Raw genomic sequence first — 24775 nt, forward strand, 5'->3', positions numbered from 1 at the left:
GTCCGCCACTTCTTCTTCAGGAAGTGAGCAATCAACCGACGAAAGTCGGTTTTTTTGTGTCTGAGATTTGGTGTGAGTTACTTCAGCTGGATAGAGTACTTGGCTACGAACCAGGCGGTCGGAGGTTCACTCTCCACAAAAGACGTCCCGAGCTCGCCACTTTTTCTTAAAGAAGTGAGCAATCAACCGACGAAAGTCGGTTTTTTTGTATCTGAGATTTGGTGTGAGTTACTTCAGCTGGATAGAGTACCTGGCTACGAACCAGGCGGTCGGAGGGTCACTCTCCAAAAAAGACGTCCCGCGTCCGCCACTTCTTATTCAGGAAGTGAGCAATCAACCGACGAAAGTCGGTTTTTTTGTGTCTGTAATTTGGTGTGAGTTACTTCAGCTGGATAGAGTACCTGGCTACGAACCAGGCGGTCGGAGGGTCACTCTCCACAAAAGACGTCCCGAGCCCGCCACTTCTTATTCAGGAAGTGAGCAATCAACCGATGAAAGTCGGTTTTTTGTATTTGAAGTTTAGGTTAGTGGTCTCTGCAGGATAGAGTACCTGACTATAAACCCGGCAGTTGGGGCCGAATTTGTAGGGTTTCTTCCGTCGTAAATATTTGCAAAGGTGAGCCATCGCACCGCACAATCTCGATACCGTTTGCTTTCCCCTGAGGACTTTTGTGCGCCAGACTATCTATGCTTTTCTGATGCTGATGATTGCCATCAGTGTGCTCCTTTGCTCATTTCAAACACGGGCGATTACGGTTGCTGCCGAGCGCGGTGATCAGTATCTGCCAATGCTGAAAGGCAAACGGGTGGGTCTGGTGGTGAATCAAAGTGCCCGAGTATATGATCTACACTTACTGGATTATCTGACAGACAACCAGGTGAATGTGGTCCGGATCTTTGCGCCAGAGCATGGATTTCGGGGCAACAAAGGAGCAGGTGTTTACATCACGGATGGTAAAGACACAAAAACAGGTGTGCCTATCGTCTCCTTGTACGGTACGAATAAGAAGCCAAAGCCTGCACAGTTGGCGGATATTGATGTTTTAGTATTTGATATTCAGGATGTGGGTGTACGCTTTTACACCTACCTCAGCACATTGTTTCTAACGATGGAGGCCGCGCAGCAAAATGGTGTCAGCTTTCTGGTGCTGGACCGACCTAATCCGAATATCGCTTATGTTGATGGTCCGGTTCTGGATGAGCGCTTCCGCTCTTTTGTCGGTATGCTGCCTGTGCCTGTATTGCATGGTATGACGTTGGGTGAGTTAGCTTTGATGAGTGTAGGGGAAGAGTGGCTAGATGGTGGTGCAAAGCTTGATCTGACGGTTATCCCGGTTGCCAGTTACAGTGCAAAAGATGACTATACGTTACCTATTGCACCTAGTCCTAACCTGCCGAATCAACGTGCTATTTATTTGTACCCTTCATTATGCTTATTTGAGGCCACGCGCGTCTCAGTAGGTCGAGGCAGTGATTTTCCGTTTCAGGTGTTTGGTCATGATCAGGTCCCGCTCGGGGCCTTGGCTTTCTCGCCACGGTCTATACCCGGTGCGGCCATGCACCCTAAGTTAAAAGGTAAAACCGTTTATGCCAGAGATTTACGGCAATCTCAACAACGCGGCCTGTCATTAGACTGGCTAGTGCAGGCACACAGTGCTTTTGAGCTGTATCCTGAGGCGTTGATTAACTTACCGAGCTTCTTTGACAAACTAGCAGGAACCGATGTCATCCGTCTGGCACTGACACAAGGTCTGAAAGCACATCAGATAGAAGCAATCTGGGCGCAGGAAGTACAGGCGTTTAAGACACGCCGCCTGCCTTACCTGCTTTATGAGCGGGAATAAAACGATCTCAGTCGTTAAAAATCGCGCGCATATTATCATTTGCCCGCTCAACCCGGCGTTGCCAGTGCAAGTTTGACTGAGCCAAGGCAACAAAGAGCGTATCAATGAGGTAGCATTGGGATGCCCGGGTGAGTATGGCGCTGTGATTAATCGGCTCAGCCTCTTGTACGGTAAACAAGACATGCTCCGCCATCTCACTGAGCTGAGAGTCGCCATAACGCGTGATAGCAAATACGCGACACTCATTGCGCTTTGCCTGTTCGGCCAGTTTAAGAAGTGCTTTTGTTTGGCCTGAATTGCTGATCACAACTAGCAGATCCTCTTTGCCCATCGACGCAACATAGCTGGCTGCATTAAATTCATCGCTGTGACACACCGCAGAAATGCCTACTTTTTGTAGTTTAAAGGCAAAATCTTGCGCAACAGACCAGGATGCACCTTTGGCGCAGATCAGCACTTTGCGCGCCGCTTTTAAGGCCTGCACCGTGCGCTCAAATTCTGAGCCATTATTGAGTTTCTGAGTTGCACTCAGCGTTTTGTGTTGATTGGCGATGAGCTTTTCGCTGATATCAGCCAACGAATCGCTTTGCTCAAACTGTGTCGAGCGGGGTGTCTGCTCGGAAGTTTGCTCATTCAGTGCATCCACAACCGCGAGTTTGAAAGCCGGAAAACCCCGGTACCCCAATTTTTGTGCAAACTTTACGACACTGGACTGACTAACGCCGGCTGCCTTGGCCAGTTCAATGGACGATAAGGTACGGATCTGGGTCCCCGAACTAAGGGTAAAGTCGGCGAGTTTTGCCTCACTTTGTGAGAGAGTTGGCCTTAATGCCTTTATTTTAATAAAAGTAGACATGCGCTTCACTTGGTAACCTGTACTAACAGAGATGTCCATATTATAGGTTCAAAGTGAATAATGTAATAGATCAGAAAGATATATTATTGCGCTTTTTAATCTGGTTGGTCCCTAAAAAAGTTCTTTTTGTTGCGTTTGTAAATTCAGCTGCGAAAAGCTTGGTTTTTTCCTCTCAACTAATTAAGCTAACGGGTTTACAGCCTGATCTAATAATTAGTAATAGGGAACCTATGTCCTGGTATTCGATTTTACCGCCTTTGATAGCTATTGCCGTGGTGTTTTGGCGCAAAGAGGTCATTGTGGCGCTGATCCTGGCGTTGATCTCTTCAGAATTTCTACTCGCGCTAAACGGTGGTGGTAACGCGCTATTTTCCACCTTTATTAATAGTATTGAGCGTATTGTGAGCGTTGCTACCTCTCCCGGCAACAGTCGAATTTTACTGTTTAGTATCGTGATTGGTGCGCTACTGGCTTATATCAGAGAATCAGGTGGCGTCGGTGCGACAGTGAATAAACTGCTGAATATTGGCGTTGCAAAAAATAAGCGCCAGGTTGGCCTGTTGACCATGTTCACGGGGATGGCGGTATTTATTGAGTCAAACATGAGTGTGCTGACCTCAGGGATCGTATCCCGGGGCTTGTTTGACAAATTTAAAATGAGTCGCGCACGTTTGGCGTATATTATCGACAGCACCAGTGCACCTGTGTGTATTCTTATTCTGCTTAACGGCTGGGGCGCGTATGTGCTGGGTCTGTTAAGTAATTATGAGCTGGAGCAATCGGCGGTCAGTATTTTGTGGGGCAGTGTGGCATTTAATTTTTATGCCATCATTGCTTTGTTGATAGTGTTTTACACCATAGTGTTTGACAAAGTACATGGCCCAATGAAAGTGGCAGAACACGCGCTGGCAAAGCAAGACCAGGAAATTGACAAAGGTCCGGCTGCCAGTAAAGCGCGCTTTATGTTAGTGCCTCTGGCGACGCTTATCGTCAGTATGCTGGGTTTTATGTTGTGGACAGGTGGGGGTGAACTGGCTCAAGGCAGTGGCTCTAAATCGGTTTTGTATGCCACAGTGCTGGCAACGGCGGTAGCCTACTTACTGCTGCTCAAAGCTCGCCACTTTACGCATCAGCAACTGGTTGATGTAGGCTTCAAAGGTATGGGAGAACTGCTGCCTTTAGTGAGTATCGTATTGTTGTCACTGACGCTGGGTGCCAGCTTAAAAGAGTTGGGTACTGGGGTGTTTGTCGCGTCGTTAGTGGGTGATTACTTACCCGTTTACTTTATTGTACCAGTGCTGTTTTTAACCGGGGCTGTGATGTCTTTTACGACAGGAACATCCTGGGGCACCTTTGCCATTCTTATCCCGATAGGGGTGCCATTGATCCAAACTTTGGGACTGCCTCCATCGCTGGTTGTCGGCGCGATACTCAGTGGCGGGATTTTTGGTGATCATTGCTCACCGATTTCAGATACCAGCGCTGTGTCAGCATTGGCATCTGGCTGCGATCTGCTGACTCACGTAAAAACGCAACTTCCTTATGCGATGGTCGGTGGCGTGCTGGCACTGATCAGCTTCTTCGTCGCCAGTATCGTAATGATTTAAGAATCGCCTTTCGCCAGCCTTGTTCTAAGGCTGGCGAGCTTAAGGGCAGGCATACACTTTGCCCGGTACCGCTGTGATGGTCGTTAAATGACCATCCGTGTTCTTATCCAATGCTAACATTTGACCCGGTGACATGCCTGATAACTCAGTGTCGTCTCGTAGTGCTGCGAGCACTGAATGTTTAATTTCCAAAAGCGTTTTGTTGCGGCAGTCGGCAACAAACCAGGTATTGGCGTCACTGTGCACCAGTCGTCCATAAAAGCGTTGTTCGCTCAGTTGTTGATGCTGCTGTTTAAATTGCTTATCTAAGTTCTGTTTTTGTGCTCGAAGCTGAGTAACGTAGTGACCCTGTTCGACACTATGGGTTTCAACCTGTTCATAATCATCAAAACTCAAGGCGTACAAAGCTTGTACTGATTGCTGGCCGTGTTCCTGAGATAGCATTACTGTGGCCAGCATTATGAGTGCTCCGCATGCTAAAACCCATTGGCCCCTTTGCCACCAGCTGACCTGTTTCGCTGTGGTATTAGCTGCGCGACAAACTTGCTTGAGCTGGCGCTGTTCAAGTGCCGTAGGTCTGTGCTGCTGTTTTGCGTGGAGATAGGCCTGTTTAAGCCGATCTTCCTGCGATTTGTCACTCATCATCGTCTCCTAATGCGTGCTTAAGCGCCGTGCGGGCATAACGAAGGCGCGTTTTAATGGTTTCCTGCGGGGCGTCAGTGATACTGGCGATTTGTTGCAATGAAAAACCTTCCAGTTGCAGGCTTATGGCTTCTCTTTGCTGTAGTGGTAGTAATAAAATTGCATCGTACAAGGATTGATGGGACCGTACAGTGCGCTCCGTTGGAACAGACAGCTGCTGTTCCGGGTGTTCCATATAGGCAAGCCGATTTTGCTTACGCAATTCGTCGATCAGCGCGTTTCGGGCCAGCTTGAATAAAAAGGCTTTCGGTGCCTGGCTGGTGTGATAAGCCTGCCGTTTTTCAACGACGGTTAGCCAGGTTTTCTGACATATGTCTTTGGCCAGTTCGCTGTCACTTTGGGTTAGCAAAAAGTGATATAAATCGTGATTATATTTGTCTATTGCCAGTTCCAGATACTTGTTGTCTCCGCTTAATTTAAACTCATATAAAGGGTCGGCAGGCTCGGATTCGTTTGCCGACAGCCAGTTTTTTAAAGCAAGTAGCATAGGCAGGTCCTTGTTTTTATTGTCTGGTGCCTGGTTGCACCAGGAAAATAATCCCCGGTGCCCAGTCTAGATATTAATCTTGGTTGAGCTTGAACTCCAGCACGACTTTTTGTCCCGGCTGTCGCTGGGGCTGACCGTTCACCACTTGAGGGCGGTATTTCCAGCGCTTTAAAGCTTTTAATGCCTCACGGTTGAACACGCGTTTGGGTTCAGCATTGGCGACTCTGGCGTCGACTACTTCGCCTGTTTCAGAAATTGTAAAGTGCAGTTCAACCCACCCTTGCGTACCATCACGTGCAGCGACAGTCGGATAACGAGGCTCAATTCTGACGATGGGCGTTGCCTGCATATCGGTTGGTTTCATCGATGAGCCCATTTGTATAGGGCCTGTTTCGACAACTGGCGCACTGCCAAGCCCGTTTAACGCCACGGTTGGCGTTTCTGCATTCACCGTTGGTTTTGGTGGAGCTTTCGGCACAGGTTTAGGCGGAGGCGGCAGCTTGTCTCTGATTTCAACCGGACTATCTTGTTTTAACGTGGGTAAAAATACAGGCGTATAAGTGATTGGATCCTGTTTAAACTCCAGATCCTGACTGATTAAGTGCTGCATAAAAGCAAATGCAGCAAAGGTGACGCCGCAGGCGCCCAAAAACGACAATAATACCTTGTTCAGGGTCTGGTAAGGACGAGGCGATTGTTCTGCTAGAAATTGACCGTTCATAAGCATGCTCCTGGATGATTTATCAGTAAAACGGGGCTGAGGTCAAAAAGGGGTGAACTAGTTAGCGTTTTTTTTTCCGATTACGTTAGAATGCGCAAAATAACTGAACAGGCCTACCTGATTACCTGGTCATCATTACAGGCTAAGCAGGGCGTAACAGCCTAGCCTGGGTGATAGTTTTACAGTATGTGGGAGAAAAGATGCAATTACTGGACATAGATAAAACACGTTACAGAAAACACCTAAACATAGTGATCGCGGCCTGTATTGCGGCCCTAGTCGCTGGCAGCTTAGGGTTTGCCCGGATTTTGATTGTTGCTTTCCCGGATCCGGATGGGAGTCACTTCCATTGGAACCTGACTGGGGTTGTGCTGACGTGTGTGATAATCGCTGCGGTACTCAAACAGGTGCAGTATCACCCGTTCATGTATGAAGTGAACTATGTCTGGCAGCTCAAACAGGCGCTGAATAAGGTTACCCGAAAAATGGCCAAAGTTAAGGTGGCCGCACAGCAGGGTGATGTCGATGCCATGCTTGCCATGCAGTTCAGTTACAGTGGTTCGCGTCAATTATGGCAGCTTGACGATAATACGTTGACGATGGAAGAGCTGGGCATCTGGCAGGCAGAGCTCGATGCGCTGACCAAGCAATATCAGGTAACACTGGATTTGGCCCGGTACGATTCGGCTTTGTTAGATAAGTTCTGAGGGCTATTCAATAAGAAGGGTGGCTCAGTCAGAGTAATGCTGAGCCATGCAACTGTGCTCAATTGGAATAAAAGGTAAAGTTATTCCTGGAGGTCTTTTTAATGCTGTACATTGCGACGTCAGCACATTCCACCAGGCCTTTTAGATTTTCTGCATGCTGAGGGAAGTGCGCAATACCGATACTGGCACCCACCACCAGCTCGGTCTGTCCTTCACGATGTTCAAATGGCATAGGCTGATTGATTGCTTCGAGCAGTGCCTGAGCAAGACGAGTAAGCTCTTGTTGTGTTATATCCAGCCGGGCAACCAAAAATTCATCTCCCCCCCAGCGGCAAACCAGGTCTGTGGTGCCCATCGTGTTAGATAATTGACTTGCTACGTGCTTGAGCAGCGCATCTCCAGCATTGTGACCATACACGTCGTTGATTGGTTTAAACTTGTCTAAGTCTATGAGCAGCAGGCTAAATGTACATTGATTGTCTATCCAGTCGAGTAACATGAGCTCTGCACCGTAGCGATTATACAGTCCAGTGAGGCTGTCCCTTTGCGCGCGCTTGTTGAGCTGGTTGAGCATGGTCTTACGCAGAGTAATGTCGGCAAGGAACACCTGAAAATACCATTTTCCGTCGCTCAGTGTGTTGAGTACAATAATGCTCAACCATACGGTGGTTTGAGTCAGTGGGTTTATGAATTCAAATTCAGACTGCATCACTTGTTTTTGTTTGATGCTGTTTTCAGTGAAGGTGTAAAGAATATCCGGGGTTTTACAGTACAGTCCCAGATTCTCCGGAAATCGTTCATCTATGTCTACGCCCATACCAACGAGCAGATCTTTTGCTGCATCGTTGATCAACAAAATATCTCCTTCATCTTTAACCAGTAAGGTGGGCGAAGATGACTGCTCGAACATCAACCGAAAGCGTTTTTCCAGCTCCACCACTTCTGCTCTGAGGTTGCGCTCTTGCTCGAATAACACCTCGGCTTTGTCCAGTAGGGTATTGATCCCGAGTTCAATACGACCTATCTCGTTATGATGGGCGTGCTTGTCTATTTTTAGGCGCTGAGCACTGCCTGGAAGGATCTTTGCTAATTGTTTGCCGAGGTGATTCAAGGGTCGGGTGACTTGCCAATAAACCAAGGTCGTCAGTAAGATTATGATGGGCAGGATCACGACCAACATGGTTCTGACGCCGCCCAGCGCGATATTTTGCGCATTCTGTTCAATAATTTGGGTGTTTGGTGCGATATGTATTAAGCCAATGTGCTCTGACAGAAAAAACGGATTGACCAGTTTGATCTGAATGCTGCCCGGACCGCTGTGTAAGATGCTCTTGGCCAGTAAAGTATCTTTACTGACGAGCGCAGCTGATAAAATAATATCGTTGCTCACCAGCCCGTTAACGACTTCTGTCGCCAAATCTTTGTCTTCAAGGTAAGCTGCGATAGATGCTGTAGACGACACCGTTTTCCCTATTTGCATAACTGTGTCGCTGGCCCGTGCCAGCTCTTCATCAAACACGTGCCGATAATAGAGCTTTGCGTAGATCACACTGAAAAGCAGCGTCACCAGACTCAGTAAAAGGGTTAGCCGTGTGATCAAACTGTGTTTATTGAACAAAACGATACACCACTTTGACGTCCTCAGTAACCGCAGTTGCGGGCACATAACCAATTGCATCGGGCGTAGATGCGACTTCTTCAAGTATAGCGTCGATTGATTGATATGCTTGTGGGAAAGAGGCCTTACCACTAAATTTTACCTGTGACCAGTATGCATTTATCTGATTAATAGGGCGCCCTGTTAATGATGTCAGAAAAATAGTGCGTAAAGGATGCCCTTGTTCATAGTCCAGGACGTTAGCCAAGGTGCCGTCCGGGAAGGCGGTATATTTGCCCATATAGAGATCGACCAGCTGGTGCTGGGAAATCTGCTGATTAGGGTTGTCCTTGTGCACAATTACCACCAGAGGGTCGTTCGCGTCAGTGGTAAAACAAATGAACAGCGACAGGCTCAAGGCCATTCTGAATAATTTTTGCAGCCCTGTCAGGGTATGCTGAATGCTTGATAGTACTTGCAGCCGCATCAGAACACCCAATTCAGACTGAGTCCAAGTGACTGAAAATATCTGTCATGATCTCCAGACGACAAGTTCTTGTGGAGGTAAAAGGCCGATGGTAAGTGGTTGGCCTGGGTGTGATCAAGTTGGATTTTCGCTGCCAGCGTGGAGGTTAGATCGCGTCGCCAGCTTAACGACCAGGTATGTTGATCTATCAGGTAAAAATTGGTGTGACGGATCACACCATGATAGAGCGCATCGAGCTGAGGTGTCGTCATCAAAGGCCCCGGATCAACACGGTTGTTAGATTTTGCAGCACTGAGAGTTAGTAACCAAGTGTCGTTGTCCAGGTGCGTGCCGACACTGATGTATCCGGCTTTTAAATGATTGAGCACCTCAGAGTTTGAGTCGATATAGGCGAGCTCACTTTGTAAAATCCAATGGCTGTCGTCGTAGTGGGCTCCGAGTGTAAAGTAATTAAACCGTTTGCCTTTAATTTGCAAGGATTCAATCAATGCCTGGCGTGTAGGCCAGACAGCGTTTGGTATTTGTTGTAAAGCGCTGAGCAATTGAATCTGTTGCTCATTAGTGTTACCAGCCTGAGTGGTGGTGAAATTGCTGCGCAGCAGCCAATTTTGGGTTTGCAACGACAGGCCCATGCCATATATAGATTTCAGCTCAACATCCCAGATGAAATCTTCGTCACTGATTATCGGTGCATTTGAACGTCCGGCGAACACTTTGTAAGTCAGGACACTTTGTTCAAGTGGATAGGTATAAGTGACATCAATGCCATCCAGGCTTTGATGTGGTACAACCGCGTAAAACTCAGTGGGGGGGTGACCATAATTAAACGCAAAGCCAATATCTCGGTACTCCGTCATCATATAGAGATCGAGTCCGGTACGACCAATGCGAAATTGCCAGTTAGGTGTCAGGGTGTAGCGAGCAAAAGCCATTTGAATAAGGTAATCAAGCTTGTACTCTTTGCGTTCTTTGAGCACGGTTTGCGCCACCCACTGCAGTTGCGAAGACGATTGCCACTCGAACTGTAAGCCAATGGAGGAGTTGGCAAAGCTGGGCTCACCTAAATAGCTGGCGTCGGGTTGCGAGATCACATGTCGGATCCCGGCTGTTTGGGAGTTACTGATGTTGATATCTAATGTGGCAAAGCCATCCACTTTTAGCTGATCTGCTTGCGTAGGTAGCGCAAGGCACCAGATCAGGGATAAAAACATCACAATTTTCGAGCGCATCAGTTACCATTAAGATATTATTTCAGTAGAAAATGCACTAGTGCGAGTGGCACCGGGCAGTTCTGATATCAAACCTGCTTAATTAAGTAGCCAATCATACAATGAGGAAACCTCGGCGATAATGCTGAAAAAAATTGCTATTCATTTGTTCTAAATGAGAAATTTTTAATCCATTAGCGCCTGATCTATGCTCTCGAATTGGTTGCAAATTAACCTAGTCTGATATTAATAGCCTAGCGGTGTTCGGTGTATTTGCCAGTATTTAGTCTGAGGACTTGTAACTGGGTGGCTTAGCCACCATATAGTCTGTTACAGTATTTTTTGTGATATTATCACATTTTTGCAATTAGGTATTTTGTAGTCGTGGCACAAGTAAGAGCAAGAGTTGAGCTGAATGTTGGGCAGCGTAGTCATATCCCCGCAGAAATCGTCTCATTTGAAGGGTTACAGGACGGCCAGGAACACGTTGCCCTGGTGTTTAATCGTGCCGATAGCGAGCAGTCAGTGCCGCTGATTAGAATGCATTCTGAATGTTTAACGGGTGACGTATTCCACTCGTCACGGTGTGATTGTGGTGAACAACTTAATGAGAGTATTGAAGCGATGCATCAGCAGGGGGGGGTGCTTTTATATCTCCGTCAGGAGGGCAGAGGGATTGGGCTATATAATAAGATCGACGCATACGTGCTGCAGTCACAAGGCATGAATACCTATGAAGCGAATAATCACCTTGGGTTTGATGATGACTTGCGTGACTTTTCGGATGCGGTACTGATGTTGCAGGCACTTGGCCTGGATCACGTTCGGCTGATGACCAATAACCCCCGTAAGCTTAACGCGCTCAGAGATGCCGGGATTGAGGTTGAGGAAGTGGTGGGCACGCATGCACATGTTAAAGTGGGTGTGGCCGGAAATAAAAATTACCTCGAGACCAAAGTAAAACATGGCTCGCACATGTTAGACATTAAAAAGATCAAAAAGCCAGACGAAATCTAGGTCGTAGGCAACACGCTGGTCAGTTGGTTTTGTCGATTGACCAGTATCGACTCAGATGTTGTAGGTAACGAGTTGAAAATTCCCCCATCTGACCTTTTAAGTCCTTCCTTGACCCAGTATAATCGGTCTGTTTCACAATGAATTGATGAATATGCCAACAGAATTTAAAACGTTTACCGCAGGGTTTGGCTTGCAGTGGCTTAAAGCCGGGTGGATTATTTTCAAGTCCCAACCTTTTACCTTTGTCATGATGTACCTGCTCATGGTTGTAGTGAGCCTGGTGCCTTTCGTCTTTCCGCCATTACAGCTCGTTGCTGTACTGGCGTCGCCTTTTTTGACCGCGGGATTTTATCTGGCAGTGGTGAAAAAACAACAGGGTGAAGCGATTACCTTGGCCGACATTTTAGTGCCCTTTTCAACTAAAGGCCGGCGCCTGAATTTGTTTCGCTTTGGTTTGTACCAAATGGGTATTGCGCTGTTACTGAGTGCTTTGCTGGGCGTCTTATTTGGTCCTGCACTGGAAGTATTACAAAGCGTGAATGAACAGAGTGATGAAGCGCAAGTGTTGGCGCAAGTCATTGCACAGGTTACCTTTGCGGACATTGCGATTTTTGTTGTTATACAATCGCTGGCGATGATGGCCTTTGCCTATGCGCTACCCTTAGTATTTTTCCGTGATGAACCCCGTATTATTCAGGCGATGAAGCAGTCTTTGTTGGTGTTTTATCACAACATGGCACCTCTGACAGTATTTGGGCTGTTGGTAGCGCTGTTAATGCTGCTTTCTATCCCTATGTCGTTGGTCCCGCTATTGGTGGTGATGCCCATTGCATACATTGGGTTTTTTGTCTCGTTTCAGGCCATCATGTCTGTCTCTGAGCCGCCTGCATCAAGTGACGATACGCCACCGCAGCAGCAACAGCAAAGTGGCCGGTTTGACGCCTGATGGATCAACATGAGCATGAGAAAAAGCTGAAGAACTATGCGCTTTGGCTTTTGTCCAGGCAGGAGTATTCGCGTCAGCTAATTGCTCAGAAGTTACGGGCAAAAGAGGCTGAAGAGGCGTATATCACACGTTTACTTGACTGGCTTGAGTCGCTTGGTTACCTGGATGACAAGCGCTATTGCGCCAGTTTCTTGTCGCAGCAAGTGGCCAAGGGACTAGGTGAAAAACGTGTTATGATGGATGCGCAGCGCAAAGGTGTCGACAAATCATATTTACAACACTTAATAGAAGAACAAGAAGTCGACTGGTTTAGCGTGGCGTTGCGTGCCTACGAGAAAAAGTACAGCCGGTCGACAATTCAATTGGATTATAAAGAGAAGTCAAAACGAATTCGCTACATGATGTCGCGCGGATTTCGTTATGACGAAATAGATTATGCTATCGAGGCACACTCACACGGTGAGTAATGCCTGTTACTACAGCAGCAATAAAGGGTAATGAGCACATGCAGCAGATGACGACCGCACAGATAAGGCAGAGCTTTCTTGACTACTTTGCCAAACAACAACACCAGGTGGTGCCTTCAAGTTCACTGATCCCGGGAAATGACGCTACGTTGTTATTTACCAATGCCGGTATGGTGCAGTTTAAAGATGTTTTTCTGGGCGGTGAAAAGCGTCCTTACAATCGGGCGACTAGTTCACAGCGCTGTGTGCGTGCCGGGGGTAAACATAATGACCTGGAAAATGTTGGCTATACCGCGCGTCACCACACCTTTTTCGAAATGCTGGGCAACTTTAGCTTTGGTGATTACTTCAAGAAAGATGCGATTCGCTTTGCCTGGGAATTTCTGACTGAAGAAATCAAACTACCCAAAGATAAACTTCTGGTCACTGTTTATCACAATGACGAAGAAGCCTATGACATTTGGTCAAAAGAGATGGGTGTTCCGGAAGATAAAATCATACGCATTGATACCTCGGATAACTTCTGGTCGATGGGTGATACCGGTCCATGTGGCCCTTGTTCAGAAATATTCTTTGACCATGGTGAAGAGATCTGGGGTGGACCGCCGGGGTCGCCAGAAGAAGACGGTGATCGTTTCATCGAAATCTGGAACCTGGTCTTTATGCAATACAACCGTCATGCCGATGGCACCATGGAGCCGCTACCTAAGCAATCTGTCGACACCGGCATGGGTCTTGAGCGTATTTCAGCGATCATGCAAGGTGTGCATTCAAACTATGAAATTGATTTGTTCCAGGCGTTGATTGCGGCAGCTGCAAAAGTAACGGGTGCACAGGATCTTGAAGATAAATCATTACGCGTTATCGCGGACCATATCCGGTCTTGTGCATTTTTGATTGCTGATGGTGTGATGCCATCCAACGAAGGGCGTGGTTATGTGCTGCGTCGTATCATTCGTCGCGCAGTTCGCCACGGTAATAAATTAGGCGCGAAGGGCGCATTCTTCCATCAGCTGGTGAGCGCATTGAGTGAGCAAATGGGTGAAGCTTATCCTGAGCTGGTTAAACAAGGTGCCATCATCGAGAAGGTTCTGCGTATTGAAGAAGAGCAGTTTGGTAAGACACTAGACCGCGGTCTGGCTATCCTGGAAGAGCACCTGGCTTCATTAGAAGGCGATGTGATCCCAGGTGATGTGGTGTTCAAATTGTACGATACCTATGGTTTCCCGGCAGATTTGACAGCAGATGTGGCGCGTGAACGCTTTATGACCATCGATGAACGTGGCTTTAAAGAGTGCATGGAAACTCAGCGTAAGATGGCTCAGCAGGCGGGTAAGTTTGGTGCCGATTACAACGAACAGCTGAAATCTGAGAAGTCATCCGACTTTAAAGGCTACGATGCGACACATTATACCGGTACTGTGGTGGAGCTGTTCAAAGAAGGCCAGTCTGTTTCTGTGCTTGAAGAAGGTGACAGCGGCATTGTGGTGTTGGACCGCACACCGTTTTACGCTGAGTCAGGTGGTCAGGTTGGTGATACCGGTAGCCTGAAAGTCGCGGCCGGCGAGTTCGTAGTAACAGATACGCAAAAGCTTGGCAATGCCATTGCCCATCATGGTCGTGTTACAGGTCGTATTGGTGTTAATGATAAGGCCGATGCTCAGGTTGATGCTGCACGTCGTGAAGACATCAAGAAAAACCACACGGCAACGCACATTTTGCACGAAGCACTGCGTCAGGCATTAGGCGAACATGTTGCACAGAAAGGCTCATTGGTCATGGCTGATAAGCTGCGCTTTGACTTTTCACACTTCGAAGGGGTCAACAAAGCGCAATTGCGTGAGATTGAGGATGCCGTCAACGCACAGATCCGTACTAACTTCGCGCTGAATACCGAGTTAATGGACATAGACGCGGCGAAAGAGAAGGGCGCCATGGCGCTGTTTGGTGAGAAGTACGACGATGAAGTACGTGTCGTGTCGATTGGTGACTACTCTATTGAGCTGTGCGGTGGTACACACGTGTCTCGTGCTGGTGATATTGGTTTGTTCAAGATTGTCTCAGAAGGCGGTATTGCTGCGGGTGTGCGTCGTATCGAAGCCGTAACGGGTGCTGAAGCTATTGCTTATGTTGCAAATCAGGAACAAACGCTAGCAGAAATTGCAGCTTTGGTGAAAGGCGACAACAGCAGTGCGCTGGACAAAGTAGCAGCCCTGATTGAAAAAGCCAAAGGTTTAGAAAAGCAGGTGTCTCAGCTGAATGATAAGCTGGCAAGTGCCGCTGGAGCGTCCTTACTTGAATCTGCAACGGACATCAATGGCATTAAAGTGTTGGTTGCTAACGTAGCAGGTACTGAGTCTAAAGCGTTACGTGGCATGGTCGATGACCTGAAAAACAAGATGGGCTCAGGGGTTATCGCTCTGGGTGTGGCAAATGGTGACAAAGTTAGCCTGATCGCTGGTGTCACTAAAGATTTGGTTGGACGTGTGAAAGCCGGTGACCTGGTGAATCATATGGCTGCACAGGTAGGTGGTAAGGGCGGTGGCCGTCCTGATATGGCCCAGGCTGGCGGTTCAGAGCCACAAAATCTGGATGCTGCATTGGCCAGTGTTTCAGCGTGGCTGGCCGAGAAAACTCAGTAACACGTGGCACTGATCGTTCAAAAATTTGGTGGCACTTCGGTAGGCTCGGTTGAGCGTATCGAAGCTGTCGCTGACCTGGTGGTCAAGACCCGACAAGCTGGTCATCAAGTAGTGGTTGTGTTGTCAGCCATGTCAGGTGAAACCAATCGTCTGATTAATCTGGCCAGACAGATAGACACGCAACCCAGCCCCAGAGAACTCGATGTCCTGCTGACCACCGGTGAGCAGGTATCTATCGCTTTACTGGCAATGGCCATTATTAAACGGGGCCATTCCGCCATCAGTTTACTGGCCGATCAAGTCGGTATTGTCACAGACAATATGTTTGGTCGTGCCCGTATTGCTGATATAGATACTTCACGTTTACGTCAAGAGCTGCAACAGCACCACATTAGTATCATTGCCGGTTTTCAGGGCCGTGACCTTGAAGGCAATATCACGACTTTAGGGCGTGGCGGGACGGATACCAGCGCTGTTGAAATTGCCGCTGCGTTGGGGGCTGATGAGTGTCAGATTTACACCGATGTAGACGGTGTTTATACCTGTGATCCCCGGATTGAACCAAAAGCGCGTCGTATGACTCGGGTTACATTCGAGGAAATGCTGGAGCTTGCAAGCCTGGGGGCTAAGGTGTTGCAGATCCGCTCTGTCGAAGCGGCCGGGCGTTATACCCTACCATTACGTGTTTTATCTACCTTTAAACCAGATGCCGGGACCTTGATAACTTACGAGGAAAGCCCCATGAATAAGAAAGTGGTATCGGGGATTGCACATCAAAAAGATGAATGTCTGCTGATGGTTAAACAGGCATCCGACAGCCCCACAACCCTGGCTAAAATCTTGTCACTTCTAGGTGAATATGCGATAGAAGTCGACATGATCAGTCAAATGAATCAACATACTGGCAAAATAGACTATGCTTTAACTGTGCACAGCAATGATCATCTGCAGGCGCTGGATTTGCTCAGTACGCATCAGCACACGTTTGGCGCAGTTGAAATCGTCAGTAACACTGCGGTTGTAAAAATCTCAGCGGTAGGGGTGGGTTTAAAGTCGCACTCTGCTAATGTCGGCACATTCTTTTCGGCGCTGGCGGCAGAGAATATTTCACCTTTGTTAGTTGCAACCTCAGAAATAAAGATTTCAGTATTAATCGATGAGCGATACCTTGAGTTGGCTGTACGTGCTCTGCATGACGCTTTTAAACTGGAAAGTGACGATTAGGCAATAATTTTGCTTACTTTTACGGAAACTTTTCATTAAAATGACCAAGACGCGGAATCTTTTAAATTTTGGAATAACAGGAGCAAGAGAATGCTAATTCTAACTCGCCGTGTAGGCGAAACTCTAATGATAGGTGATGAAGTAACTGTAACCGTATTAGGTGTTAAAGGAAATCAAGTTCGTATTGGCGTTAACGCCCCTAAAGATGTTTCTGTACACCGTGAAGAGATCTACATGCGTATTCAGGCTGAAAAGTCTAACCCGACTACGGGTAATATGTAATACCTGATTCCCGGACAACAGCCCGGTAGAATTCGAAAAGGTAGCCACTCAGTCGTGGCTATTTTTTTTGCTCAAAATAAACTCTAAGGCTTCCGCGGAGAGGGCTTTTTTAGAGATGTACTGGTTTGTACCCGCACGCACCAGCACCACGCCCAGTTGGGTTTCTGCTACCTTATTCACTTCTGACCAGAGGATCTGATAGGACTTATACGGATTGGTCGCCGTGATCCCCTGTGTATCAATTTGTAGCGTTATTTTACTGCCACTGGCCCGCGTCACCATTTGTCTTGCTACCCACCAAGGGCGTCGATAGTAATGTGCAATACACTCTAAAACAGCAAGTAAAATCAAAAAGTTGCCTAGATAGGCGTTGTCCAGGCCGTAGATAGCGACACAGCCTAAAATAAATAAAAATGCCACCAGGGCATATTTGGGTTTGCTGACATTGCTGTAAGGCAAAGATTGATCAAAACACTCACGAAAGTAATCTTTATCCAGCGTAAACTCGCAGTGAAACACACACATAACTCCAGTTATTTCATCTCTCCATTATACCCCGAAATTATCGACTTGCGCAGGCTTTACGTAAACTGCAGATCGCTGCTTACAGCATTTGTTAACATGTCTCAAAAACTTACTTTTGGTCATACCAATTGTATGTTTCTGTTGAAGGGAAGTCTGAGGGTGAATATTTTTTATGCCACTTGCCTATTCTCACCAGGTATCTTGACTATTTTTCATATTTATTTGGCTGTTTTCATTAAATTTTCATTTGGAATATCGTAACAGTTTGAAATTTAGTATGAATTCCTATTGGTAATACCAATTTACACGCTGGTTTACAAAGCAGTCGGTTTTGTTATGATGGTTGCATAATTATCTATAAATTGTGGCTATCTATTGTATCTACATGATGTCACGCAAAAAAAAGTTAACAACAAGGGGAGAGCAGAGATGGACATAACCGCCTTACTGGCTCAGGCAGCCAGCTTAATGCTGACCGGCATGGTCGGGGTGTTTGTATTCTTGTCTATTTTGATTGTTGCGGTGAAAGGGTTATCTAAATTTGCCGCGCCAAAAGACGCGCAAACACAGCCCAGCTCAAGGGCAACTAAATCGCAGGCTTCAGACGCAGGAAAAATACCAGGCGAGCACCTGGCGGCCATTAGCGCAGCGATTTCGCAATACCGTAACCAGCACTTCCAATCAGAAAAATAATTCAAGGGGTCACTTATGTCACAGCTCAAACTTACAGAATTGGTACTACGCGACGCACATCAGTCGTTACTGGCCACACGTATGCGCCTGGAAGATATGTTGCCCATTGCTGAGCAATTGGATCAGGTCGGGTATTGGTCAGTTGAATCCTGGGGCGGGGCGACTTTTGATGCCTGTATTCGTTACCTGGGTGAAGATCCCTGGTATCGGATCCGCGCCCTGAAAGAAGCGATGCCAAACACCAAGCAACAGATGCTGTTGAGGGGACAAAACCTGCTGGGTTATCGCCATTACGCTGATGATGTGGTCGAAAAATTTGTTGAGCGTGCCCATCACAACGGTGTTGACGTGTTTCGTATCTTCGACGCCATGAACGATGTGCGTAATCTGGAAACAGCTATCCGTGCTGCGATCAAAGTTGGTGCACATGCACAGGGCACTATCTCGTATACGGTCAGTCCGGTACATACTCTGGACATGTGGTTAGCGCAGGCGAAACAACTTGAACAAATGGGATGTCATTCAATTTGTATTAAAGACATGGCTGGGTTACTGAAACCTTATGATGCAGAAGTCCTGATCCGCGAATTGAAGAACACGGTATCTGTGCCGATTGCTATGCAATGCCACGCTACGACAGGCCTGAGCACAGCGACCTACCAAAAAGCGGTCGATGCAGGCATTGATATGCTGGATACCGCGATTTCTTCAATGAGTATGACCTACGGTCACAGTGCCACCGAAACTTTAGTGTCTATTGTCGAGGGGACTGAGCGAGATACCGGGCTGGATTTATTGCAGCTTGAGGAGATAGCAGCTTATTTTCGTGATGTCCGTAAAAAGTATGCAGCCTTTGAAGGCAGTCTTAAAGGTGTAGATGGCCGTATTTTATCGGCACAAGTACCAGGTGGTATGTTGACCAATATGGAAAATCAGCTCAAAGAGCAAGGGGCTGATGACCGTTTAGATGAGGTACTTAAGGAGATCCCATCTGTGCGCCAGGATCTGGGCTACTTACCTTTGGTGACACCAACCTCTCAGATTGTTGGTACTCAGGCCGTTCTGAATGTGTTAACCGGAGAGCGTTACAAATCCATCACCAAAGAAACGGCGGGTGTACTTAAAGGTGAGTACGGGAAAACACCTGCGCCGGTTGACGCTGCGCTTCAACAACGCGTATTGGACGGTGCACAAGCCATCACATGTCGTCCTGCTGATTTGATAGAGCCAGAGCTGGCTGAGCTTGAGCGCGACTTAGTCGAAAAAGCCAAAGGTCTGGATCTTGCGCTGAGTGATGCGGTGATTGATGATGTGCTGACTTACGCCTTGTTCCCACAAGTTGGTCTTAAATTCCTACAAAATCGTGACAACCCGGCGGCATTTGAACCTAAACCTGAGTTGGTTCAACCAACTCAACCGACCCCTGCGCCCGCACAAGTGAGTAAACCTCAACAAGAGCGTTACAGTGTGCAAGTGGAAGGCAAGGTATATAACGTAGTGGTTGCCCCTGGCGGAGAGCTCAAAGAAGTTGAGGTTAAGGACAGCGAGCTGATGCCTCAGTCTGCCTCGATCAGCAGCGGTGAAACGCTGAACGCACCACTGGCAGGCAATATTTTTAAATTGCATGCCCGACAGGGTGATGTGGTCGAGCAGGGCGATCTGGTATTGATCATGGAAGCGATGAAAATGGAGACCGAAGTGCGTGCCACGCATAGCGGTAAAATCGCCGATATCCTGGTTAACGAAGGTGACTCAGTGTCGGCTGGTGATGCCATCGTCGCACTGGCATAGGAGATTGGGTATGGATGGACTATTAAATCTATGGTCGGCCACCGGGCTGGCCAACATGACCTTACCTGCACTGGCCATGATTGCCGTCGGCTGTGGTTTGCTTTATCTGGCAATAGCAAAGCGATTTGAGCCGTTGTTATTGGTCCCGATTGGCTTTGGCGCAATCCTGACCAACATCCCGGTTGCGGGCCTGGCAGATCCGGGCGGCCTGCTGTATTACGTTTACTATATTGGGATCGACAGTGGTATTTTTCCGCTCTTGATCTTTATGGGGGTTGGTGCGCTCACGGACTTTAGTGCACTGATCGCGAACCCCAGAATGTTGCTGCTGGGTGCTGCTGCGCAGTTTGGTATTTTTGCGACCCTGTTTGGCGCGATATTACTTAACTACGTCCCCGGGTTTGAATTTACGTTGCAAGATGCTTCAGCGATAGCCATCATCGGGGGCGCGGATGGCCCAACTGCCATCTTCCTGGCATCCAGGCTTTCACCTGAGTTGCTGGGCGCCATTGCCGTAGCTGCCTACTCTTACATGGCGCTGGTACCGATCATTCAGCCACCGATTATGCGCTTACTGACCACCGAAGAAGAGCGTAATATTGCCATGCCTCAGCTAAGAGCAGTTTCAAAGCAGGAGAAAATTTTGTTTCCGCTCGGCGTGTTGACTCTGACCTTATTATTCCTGCCGGCTGCAACGCCACTGGTTGGGATGTTTTGTCTGGGTAATTTAATGCGCGAATCTGGGGTGGTTGATCGCCTGAGTAACTCAGCCCAGAATGAAATTATCAATATCACGACGATTTTCCTGGGGTTAGCGGTGGGCTCTAAGCTGGCGGCAGATGAGTTTTTGACGGTCGAGACCATCGGGATCCTGGTGTTGGGGGCCGCAGCGTTTAGTATTGGCACGGCATCCGGGGTTTATATGGCCAAAGTGATGAATCGTTTTGCAGGTGATAGTCCAATCAATCCACTGGTTGGTGCAGCTGGGGTATCTGCGGTGCCCATGGCTGCCAGGGTCGTCAATAAAGTCGGTTTAGAAAGCAATCCACACAACTTTTTATTAATGCATGCTATGGGACCAAATGTCGCAGGGGTACTGGGAAGTGCCGTTGCTGCGGGTATCTTGCTTGCACTTGTCGGTTAGCACTCTCCAACCTGTTGCGCGAAGTACTGCTTCGCGCTTTTTTCTTTTTATACTTGTTTCTTATTTGACAATAGCTGACACTTGGCAAACTCAGCACGGCTGTGGCATGGTATCGCTATCAACATAAGGAGCGCGTAGTAATGAATGTTCTGATTATTTTAGGGAGCCTGATTATTGCTTTGTTAATCTTGATCCCACTTCTGGAAAAGTATCAAAGCCGAATGGGACTGGATAAGATGCAGAAGTACGCCAAGTATATATTGCCCCTGGTCATGGTCTCCATAGTGATCCGTCTAATCTACGGTATGGTCCAAGGGTAGAAGAGTGCGCTCAGCAGCTGCTTGCTTACTGAGCGCGATGCTGAATTAACCCGCTTGTGTCTGCAAGTAGCGTTGAATGAACTCAGTGGCCCGCTGATAGTGTGTTTCCAGGGCATCTCGTAAATGGATCAGGTCGTCACTGGTCAATTCCTCTCCTTTACAGCGCTGTTCAAACTCAGCGGCCATGTCAGCCACGCCGTGTGCACCAATGGTTTTAGATATGGACTTGAGCTGGTGACACGCTTCAATAATCTCTTCCTGGCTCATTGAGATCACAGCGCCATTGATGTCTCTGGCCAGTTCACTGCTTTGTTCCAGATACATGCGGAAAAAGCGCAGGCGTTTATTGGCGTCATGATTGACATATTTGTCCAGCTGCGCCAGATCAATCGGCTCATCAGGCTCTGTTTGCTGAGGCTCAGGAGCCTGTGCTGTTGCATCTGATTGTGTCTCAGGCTCAATCTCCTCGGGCTCCACCGTTTGTTGTGGTGCAGTCGGTTCGCTATGGGACAACGTTGGCTCAACCGGTGTTTGTGCCTGTGTCTCAGGTGTGCTTGGCTTTGCGTTGCCAGTTTGTTGTTGGCCTGAGTTGCCGATAGACTGTTGCCAGGTATCCAAAGTGGCTTCGAGTACATTGAGTTCAACAGGTTTGGTTATATAGTCATTCATACCGGCTGCGAGACAACGGTCACGCTCGCCTTTGAGTGCATTTGCGGTAATAGCAATAATGTACGGCTGAGCATTGATGTCTTCTGCTTGTTCAGCTTCTTCACGGATTTTGGCAACCATGTCATAGCCGGACATTTTAGGCATATGTAAATCGGTGAGAATAATGGGGTAATGGGCCTGTTGCCAGCGGGCCAGACCTTCCTCGCCATTTTCTGCAACTTCAACACCATAGCCAAGTAAATGTAATTGATCCGTCAACACCTGTTGGTTGAGGACATTATCTTCCACCAGCAGCACCAGTTTGTTGGCAGCTCTTGCGTCCTCGACATTCAGGTATTTGTTTAATGAACGTGATGGCTTGAGCTTTTTCGGCTTATGCAGACCCGCAGCGACTAAAATGGCGGTCATAAAGCTAGATTTACACAAAGGCGCAGCATTGAGATAGAAAATACGGTCGTGGTTTAAGGCCGGTTCATCCATTGTACTGAGTACAATGACTTGCTGGTTATTGTGTTCTATGGAGTAGAGCAGGTCGCGTAACTGACCATTGACTTTGTCCATGCCATCCAGACCGTCCAGAACCCAGATCACATCGCTGTCGTACTGATATTCGCTGAGTTCGTCAGCCTCTCTTAGTACGACTGTGTCGGCCCCCATGAAGGACAAGTAGCGGGCAACAATATTACGACGTGCCTGAGCATGGGTCAGCACCACCACTCTTTGGCTATTTAGAACGGCTTTGTTTGCGTAGGCTATCTGACCTTTTACACTAAACGGGAGTTCCACAACGAATTCACTGCCCATACCGATATCAGAGCTGACATGAATTGAGCCCAGCATGAGTTCAACCAGGCTTTTACAAATAGATAAGCCCAGACCCGTACCGCCGTATTCCCGAGTAATGGAGCCTTCTGCCTGAATGAAGGGGTTAAAAATTTCCCGCAGTTGTGCTTGTGTCATGCCCTTACCGTTATCTGTGACGGTAAAGCGCAGGGTGTAGTGCTCAGAAGTGTTTTGTGCGACTTCAACGGAGATTTTAACAAAGCCGCGTCTGGCATCATCGGTGGTTGTGAATTTAATGGCATTACTACATAGATTGTATAAAACCTGACGAACACGCACGGCATCACCAACCAGGTTGTTTGGAATATCCGGTGCAACAGCCAATTGCAGGTCTAATTTACGTTTTCTGGCCACAGAAGACAGCACTCGCGCCACTTCCTCAATGGTTTCAGCCACTGAAAAGACACTGTTGTCCATCTGCAGCTTACCGGCTTCAATTTTAGAAAAGTCAAGAATATCATCCAGTATGCCCAGCAATGAAAAAGCGGAATCACGAATAATGGTGGTCAGGCGGTGTTGCGCACCGTCCAGTTCAGTCTGGCGTAATAAATCAATCGTACCAATGACACCATTCATTGGCGTTCTAATCTCATGGCTCATGGTGGCCAGGAACGTGGTTTTGGCTTCACTGGCACGCTCTGCATTCAGCGTGGCCTTTTCCAATGCCAGGGTTCTGGCTTGTACTTCAGATTCCAAACTGGTTTGTAATTGCTTGAGCTCTCTTTGTGCTGCCTGGTTTCCCTGAATGATGTCACGGATCTGATTAATTAACTGATTAATGCCTACAGCGGTTTTCGATAGCCCAAAACTGAGTTTTTCAGTCACATGGATATCATAGGACTTTTGATCCAGCAGGTGTTGCAGTTCTTCATTGAGTTCTGTGAGGTCTTTACTGAGACGACCAATAATTTGGCGCTTGAGGAAAATACCAAAAGCGATTGTTAGTAGTAAAGCACACACAGCTAAGCTGATGCTGGTTACTGGCGAAGCGTTCGATACCGGTTGTTGGGGGGCGTATCTTAAAATGAGTTCACCGACAGGCAAATCATCTAACACGAGTGGCTGGTGAACGACAAACTCACCACCCTGATCGACCTTAGCTTGTCTTTTTATTGGCGCAATGCTCTGGTCATTGGTTTGATATACAAGGCTGGCTTGTCCAATGCCACTGTCACTATATAGATACAATTCTATGCCGGGGTTGCTGGCTTCAAATGCAGAAAGAATTTGTTTGGCATAGTTATAGCCCAGCTTCATCATGGTATTGGATAAAGGTGTTGAAATATCTTTTGCCAGCAGTACCAGGTCAGGTCGTTGGGTGGAGTCCGCTTGTTTCTGATCTACATCAGGCCAGGTAAAGGCCGCGGCAGCAGAAATGACTGCAATAATGATGGTAACGACAATAAATAGGGGTACAAAGCCCTTTATGTTCGTATTAGACGAGTTTTCCATTATATGATTCCGAACCCAACTTTTGTGCTATGTTTCTTTGTTGGTTGCAATCCTACCACCTATGCTGGATGAATTCTCCCCGTTTTTGCTCACTACAGCAGATAAAACGACGTCATAAAGTGCTTCGAAATACCAAATACAGAGGGAAATTTAAGCGATTAGACGGGTTTTGTCGGAATAGTGGTCAGTCGAACGCAGAGATTAAAAAAAAAGTTGACTTAACAAGGCAAAACCCGTTTAATACGCCGCACGCCCAGATAGCTCAGTCGGTAGAGCAGAGGATTGAAAATCCTCGTGTCGGTGGTTCGATTCCGCCTCTGGGCACCAGTATTAAGGTGCGCCTGACTCAATGAGTTGGGTGAGATTAGACCGAAGCAACGCTTCGCAACTAATCGAACGCGAGACAGGACGTCGAGCCGGAACGCTGCTTCAGGATGAATTATACAGCACAATATAACCAGTTTTAGCCCAGATAGCTCAGTCGGTAGAGCAGAGGATTGAAAATCCTCGTGTCGGTGGTTCGATTCCGCCTCTGGGCACCATT

22 protein-coding genes and 2 tRNA genes are annotated in these 24775 nt (G+C 47.6%); 15 read left to right on the forward strand and 9 right to left on the reverse strand.

Annotated elements, in window-relative coordinates; translation table 11 throughout:
- Nucleotides 1–671: 671 nt before the first annotated feature.
- Complete coding sequence (locus tag MHN31_RS23255; RefSeq protein ID WP_239445439.1) at nt 672–1844, forward strand: DUF1343 domain-containing protein; 1173 nt, start codon at nt 672–674, stop codon at nt 1842–1844.
- A 7-nt stretch (nt 1845–1851) separates the two neighbouring features.
- Here MHN31_RS23255 and MHN31_RS23260 read toward each other — a convergent pair whose 3' ends face one another.
- Nucleotides 1852–2700 carry a MurR/RpiR family transcriptional regulator gene (locus MHN31_RS23260; RefSeq protein WP_239445440.1) on the reverse strand — a complete coding sequence of 283 codons (849 nt, stop codon included), beginning with the start codon at nt 2698–2700 and terminating at the stop codon, nt 1852–1854.
- A 230-nt stretch (nt 2701–2930) separates the two neighbouring features.
- Here MHN31_RS23260 and MHN31_RS23265 point away from each other — a divergent pair, with 230 nt between their 5' ends.
- The gene (locus MHN31_RS23265) at nt 2931–4307 is read left to right on the forward strand and encodes a Na+/H+ antiporter NhaC family protein (RefSeq protein ID WP_194868869.1); all 1377 of its coding nucleotides are present in this window, start codon (nt 2931–2933) and stop codon (nt 4305–4307) included.
- 39 nt (nt 4308–4346) lie between these two features.
- Here MHN31_RS23265 and MHN31_RS23270 read toward each other — a convergent pair whose 3' ends face one another.
- From MHN31_RS23270 to MHN31_RS23280, 3 genes are all read right to left on the reverse strand, one after another.
- A complete protein-coding gene (locus tag MHN31_RS23270; RefSeq protein WP_239445441.1) occupies nt 4347–4949 on the reverse strand; it encodes a hypothetical protein in 603 nt (200 codons plus the stop codon).
- The gene (locus MHN31_RS23275) at nt 4942–5496 is read right to left on the reverse strand and encodes a sigma-70 family RNA polymerase sigma factor (RefSeq protein WP_239445442.1); all 555 of its coding nucleotides are present in this window, start codon (nt 5494–5496) and stop codon (nt 4942–4944) included. Before MHN31_RS23275 ends, MHN31_RS23270 begins: the two co-directional genes overlap by 8 nt.
- A 73-nt stretch (nt 5497–5569) precedes the next feature.
- The gene (locus MHN31_RS23280) at nt 5570–6217 is read right to left on the reverse strand and encodes an energy transducer TonB (RefSeq protein WP_239445443.1); all 648 of its coding nucleotides are present in this window, start codon (nt 6215–6217) and stop codon (nt 5570–5572) included.
- A gap of 200 nt (nt 6218–6417) precedes the next feature.
- On the opposite strand from MHN31_RS23280, the gene MHN31_RS23285 reads away from it, so the two are divergent.
- Nucleotides 6418–6924, forward strand: coding sequence for a DUF3087 domain-containing protein (locus MHN31_RS23285; protein WP_239445444.1), 507 nt, complete (start codon nt 6418–6420; stop codon nt 6922–6924).
- A 58-nt stretch (nt 6925–6982) separates the two neighbouring features.
- On the opposite strand, the gene MHN31_RS23290 is transcribed toward MHN31_RS23285, so the two are convergent.
- Genes MHN31_RS23290 through MHN31_RS23300 form a run of 3 tightly spaced genes read right to left on the reverse strand, consistent with a single transcriptional unit; the run spans nt 6983 to nt 10237 of the window.
- Nucleotides 6983–8542: a sensor domain-containing diguanylate cyclase gene (locus tag MHN31_RS23290; protein WP_171045084.1), complete on the reverse strand. Its 1560-nt coding sequence runs from the start codon at nt 8540–8542 to the stop codon at nt 6983–6985.
- On the reverse strand, nt 8532–9008 hold the full coding sequence (locus tag MHN31_RS23295) for a hypothetical protein (protein ID WP_125563615.1): 477 nt from the start codon (nt 9006–9008) through the stop codon (nt 8532–8534). The genes MHN31_RS23290 and MHN31_RS23295 overlap by 11 nt, the downstream gene beginning before the upstream one ends.
- Nucleotides 9008–10237 carry a hypothetical protein gene (locus tag MHN31_RS23300; protein ID WP_239445445.1) on the reverse strand — a complete coding sequence of 410 codons (1230 nt, stop codon included), beginning with the start codon at nt 10235–10237 and terminating at the stop codon, nt 9008–9010. Before MHN31_RS23300 ends, MHN31_RS23295 begins: the two co-directional genes overlap by 1 nt.
- Nucleotides 10238–10600: 363 nt before the next feature.
- Between MHN31_RS23300 and ribA the strand changes: the two genes are divergently transcribed.
- From ribA to csrA, 6 genes are all read left to right on the forward strand, one after another.
- The gene (ribA, locus tag MHN31_RS23305) at nt 10601–11233 is read left to right on the forward strand and encodes a GTP cyclohydrolase II (RefSeq protein ID WP_010386843.1); all 633 of its coding nucleotides are present in this window, start codon (nt 10601–10603) and stop codon (nt 11231–11233) included.
- Nucleotides 11234–11384: 151 nt separating this feature from the next.
- Entirely contained in the window at nt 11385–12179 is a 795-nt protein-coding gene (locus MHN31_RS23310; protein WP_125563611.1) for a BPSS1780 family membrane protein, read from the forward strand.
- Nucleotides 12179–12646, forward strand: a complete 468-nt coding sequence (locus MHN31_RS23315) for a regulatory protein RecX (RefSeq protein ID WP_125563609.1) — start codon at nt 12179–12181, stop codon at nt 12644–12646. Before MHN31_RS23310 ends, MHN31_RS23315 begins: the two co-directional genes overlap by 1 nt.
- Nucleotides 12647–12684: 38 nt before the next feature.
- Entirely contained in the window at nt 12685–15288 is a 2604-nt protein-coding gene (gene alaS / locus MHN31_RS23320; RefSeq protein ID WP_239445446.1) for an alanine--tRNA ligase, read from the forward strand.
- A gap of 3 nt (nt 15289–15291) precedes the next feature.
- A complete protein-coding gene (locus MHN31_RS23325; RefSeq protein ID WP_239445447.1) occupies nt 15292–16512 on the forward strand; it encodes an aspartate kinase in 1221 nt (406 codons plus the stop codon).
- Between the two features lie 90 nt (nt 16513–16602).
- Entirely contained in the window at nt 16603–16794 is a 192-nt protein-coding gene (gene csrA, locus MHN31_RS23330) for a carbon storage regulator CsrA (RefSeq protein ID WP_010386837.1), read from the forward strand.
- Nucleotides 16795–16842: 48 nt separating this feature from the next.
- Here the strand turns inward: csrA and MHN31_RS23335 are convergent, their stop codons facing one another.
- Nucleotides 16843–17319 (reverse strand): YcxB family protein, encoded by a 477-nt coding sequence (locus tag MHN31_RS23335; RefSeq protein ID WP_125563603.1) that lies wholly within the window; start codon nt 17317–17319, stop codon nt 16843–16845.
- Between the two features lie 429 nt (nt 17320–17748).
- Here MHN31_RS23335 and MHN31_RS23340 point away from each other — a divergent pair, with 429 nt between their 5' ends.
- From MHN31_RS23340 to MHN31_RS23355, 4 genes are all read left to right on the forward strand, one after another.
- Nucleotides 17749–18012, forward strand: coding sequence for an OadG family transporter subunit (locus MHN31_RS23340; protein WP_239445448.1), 264 nt, complete (start codon nt 17749–17751; stop codon nt 18010–18012).
- Nucleotides 18013–18027: 15 nt separating this feature from the next.
- Entirely contained in the window at nt 18028–19803 is a 1776-nt protein-coding gene (oadA, locus tag MHN31_RS23345; protein WP_125563599.1) for a sodium-extruding oxaloacetate decarboxylase subunit alpha, read from the forward strand.
- Between the two features lie 10 nt (nt 19804–19813).
- Entirely contained in the window at nt 19814–20947 is a 1134-nt protein-coding gene (locus MHN31_RS23350; RefSeq protein WP_010386833.1) for a sodium ion-translocating decarboxylase subunit beta, read from the forward strand.
- Nucleotides 20948–21087: 140 nt separating this feature from the next.
- On the forward strand, nt 21088–21267 hold the full coding sequence (locus MHN31_RS23355; RefSeq protein WP_138538672.1) for a hypothetical protein: 180 nt from the start codon (nt 21088–21090) through the stop codon (nt 21265–21267).
- 45 nt (nt 21268–21312) lie between these two features.
- Here the strand turns inward: MHN31_RS23355 and MHN31_RS23360 are convergent, their stop codons facing one another.
- Nucleotides 21313–24231 carry an ATP-binding protein gene (locus MHN31_RS23360; RefSeq protein ID WP_239445449.1) on the reverse strand — a complete coding sequence of 973 codons (2919 nt, stop codon included), beginning with the start codon at nt 24229–24231 and terminating at the stop codon, nt 21313–21315.
- Nucleotides 24232–24482: 251 nt separating this feature from the next.
- Between MHN31_RS23360 and MHN31_RS23365 the strand changes: the two genes are divergently transcribed.
- Together MHN31_RS23365 and MHN31_RS23370 are read left to right on the forward strand one after the other, a co-directional pair.
- Nucleotides 24483–24558: transfer RNA gene (locus MHN31_RS23365), tRNA-Phe, on the forward strand.
- Between the two features lie 139 nt (nt 24559–24697).
- A tRNA-Phe gene (locus MHN31_RS23370) sits at nt 24698–24773 on the forward strand.
- Nucleotides 24774–24775 lie beyond the last annotated feature (2 nt).

The organism is Pseudoalteromonas sp. McH1-42, assembly GCF_022347845.1.
In the GTDB taxonomy this organism is placed as follows: Bacteria; Pseudomonadota; Gammaproteobacteria; order Enterobacterales; family Alteromonadaceae; genus Pseudoalteromonas; species Pseudoalteromonas rubra_D.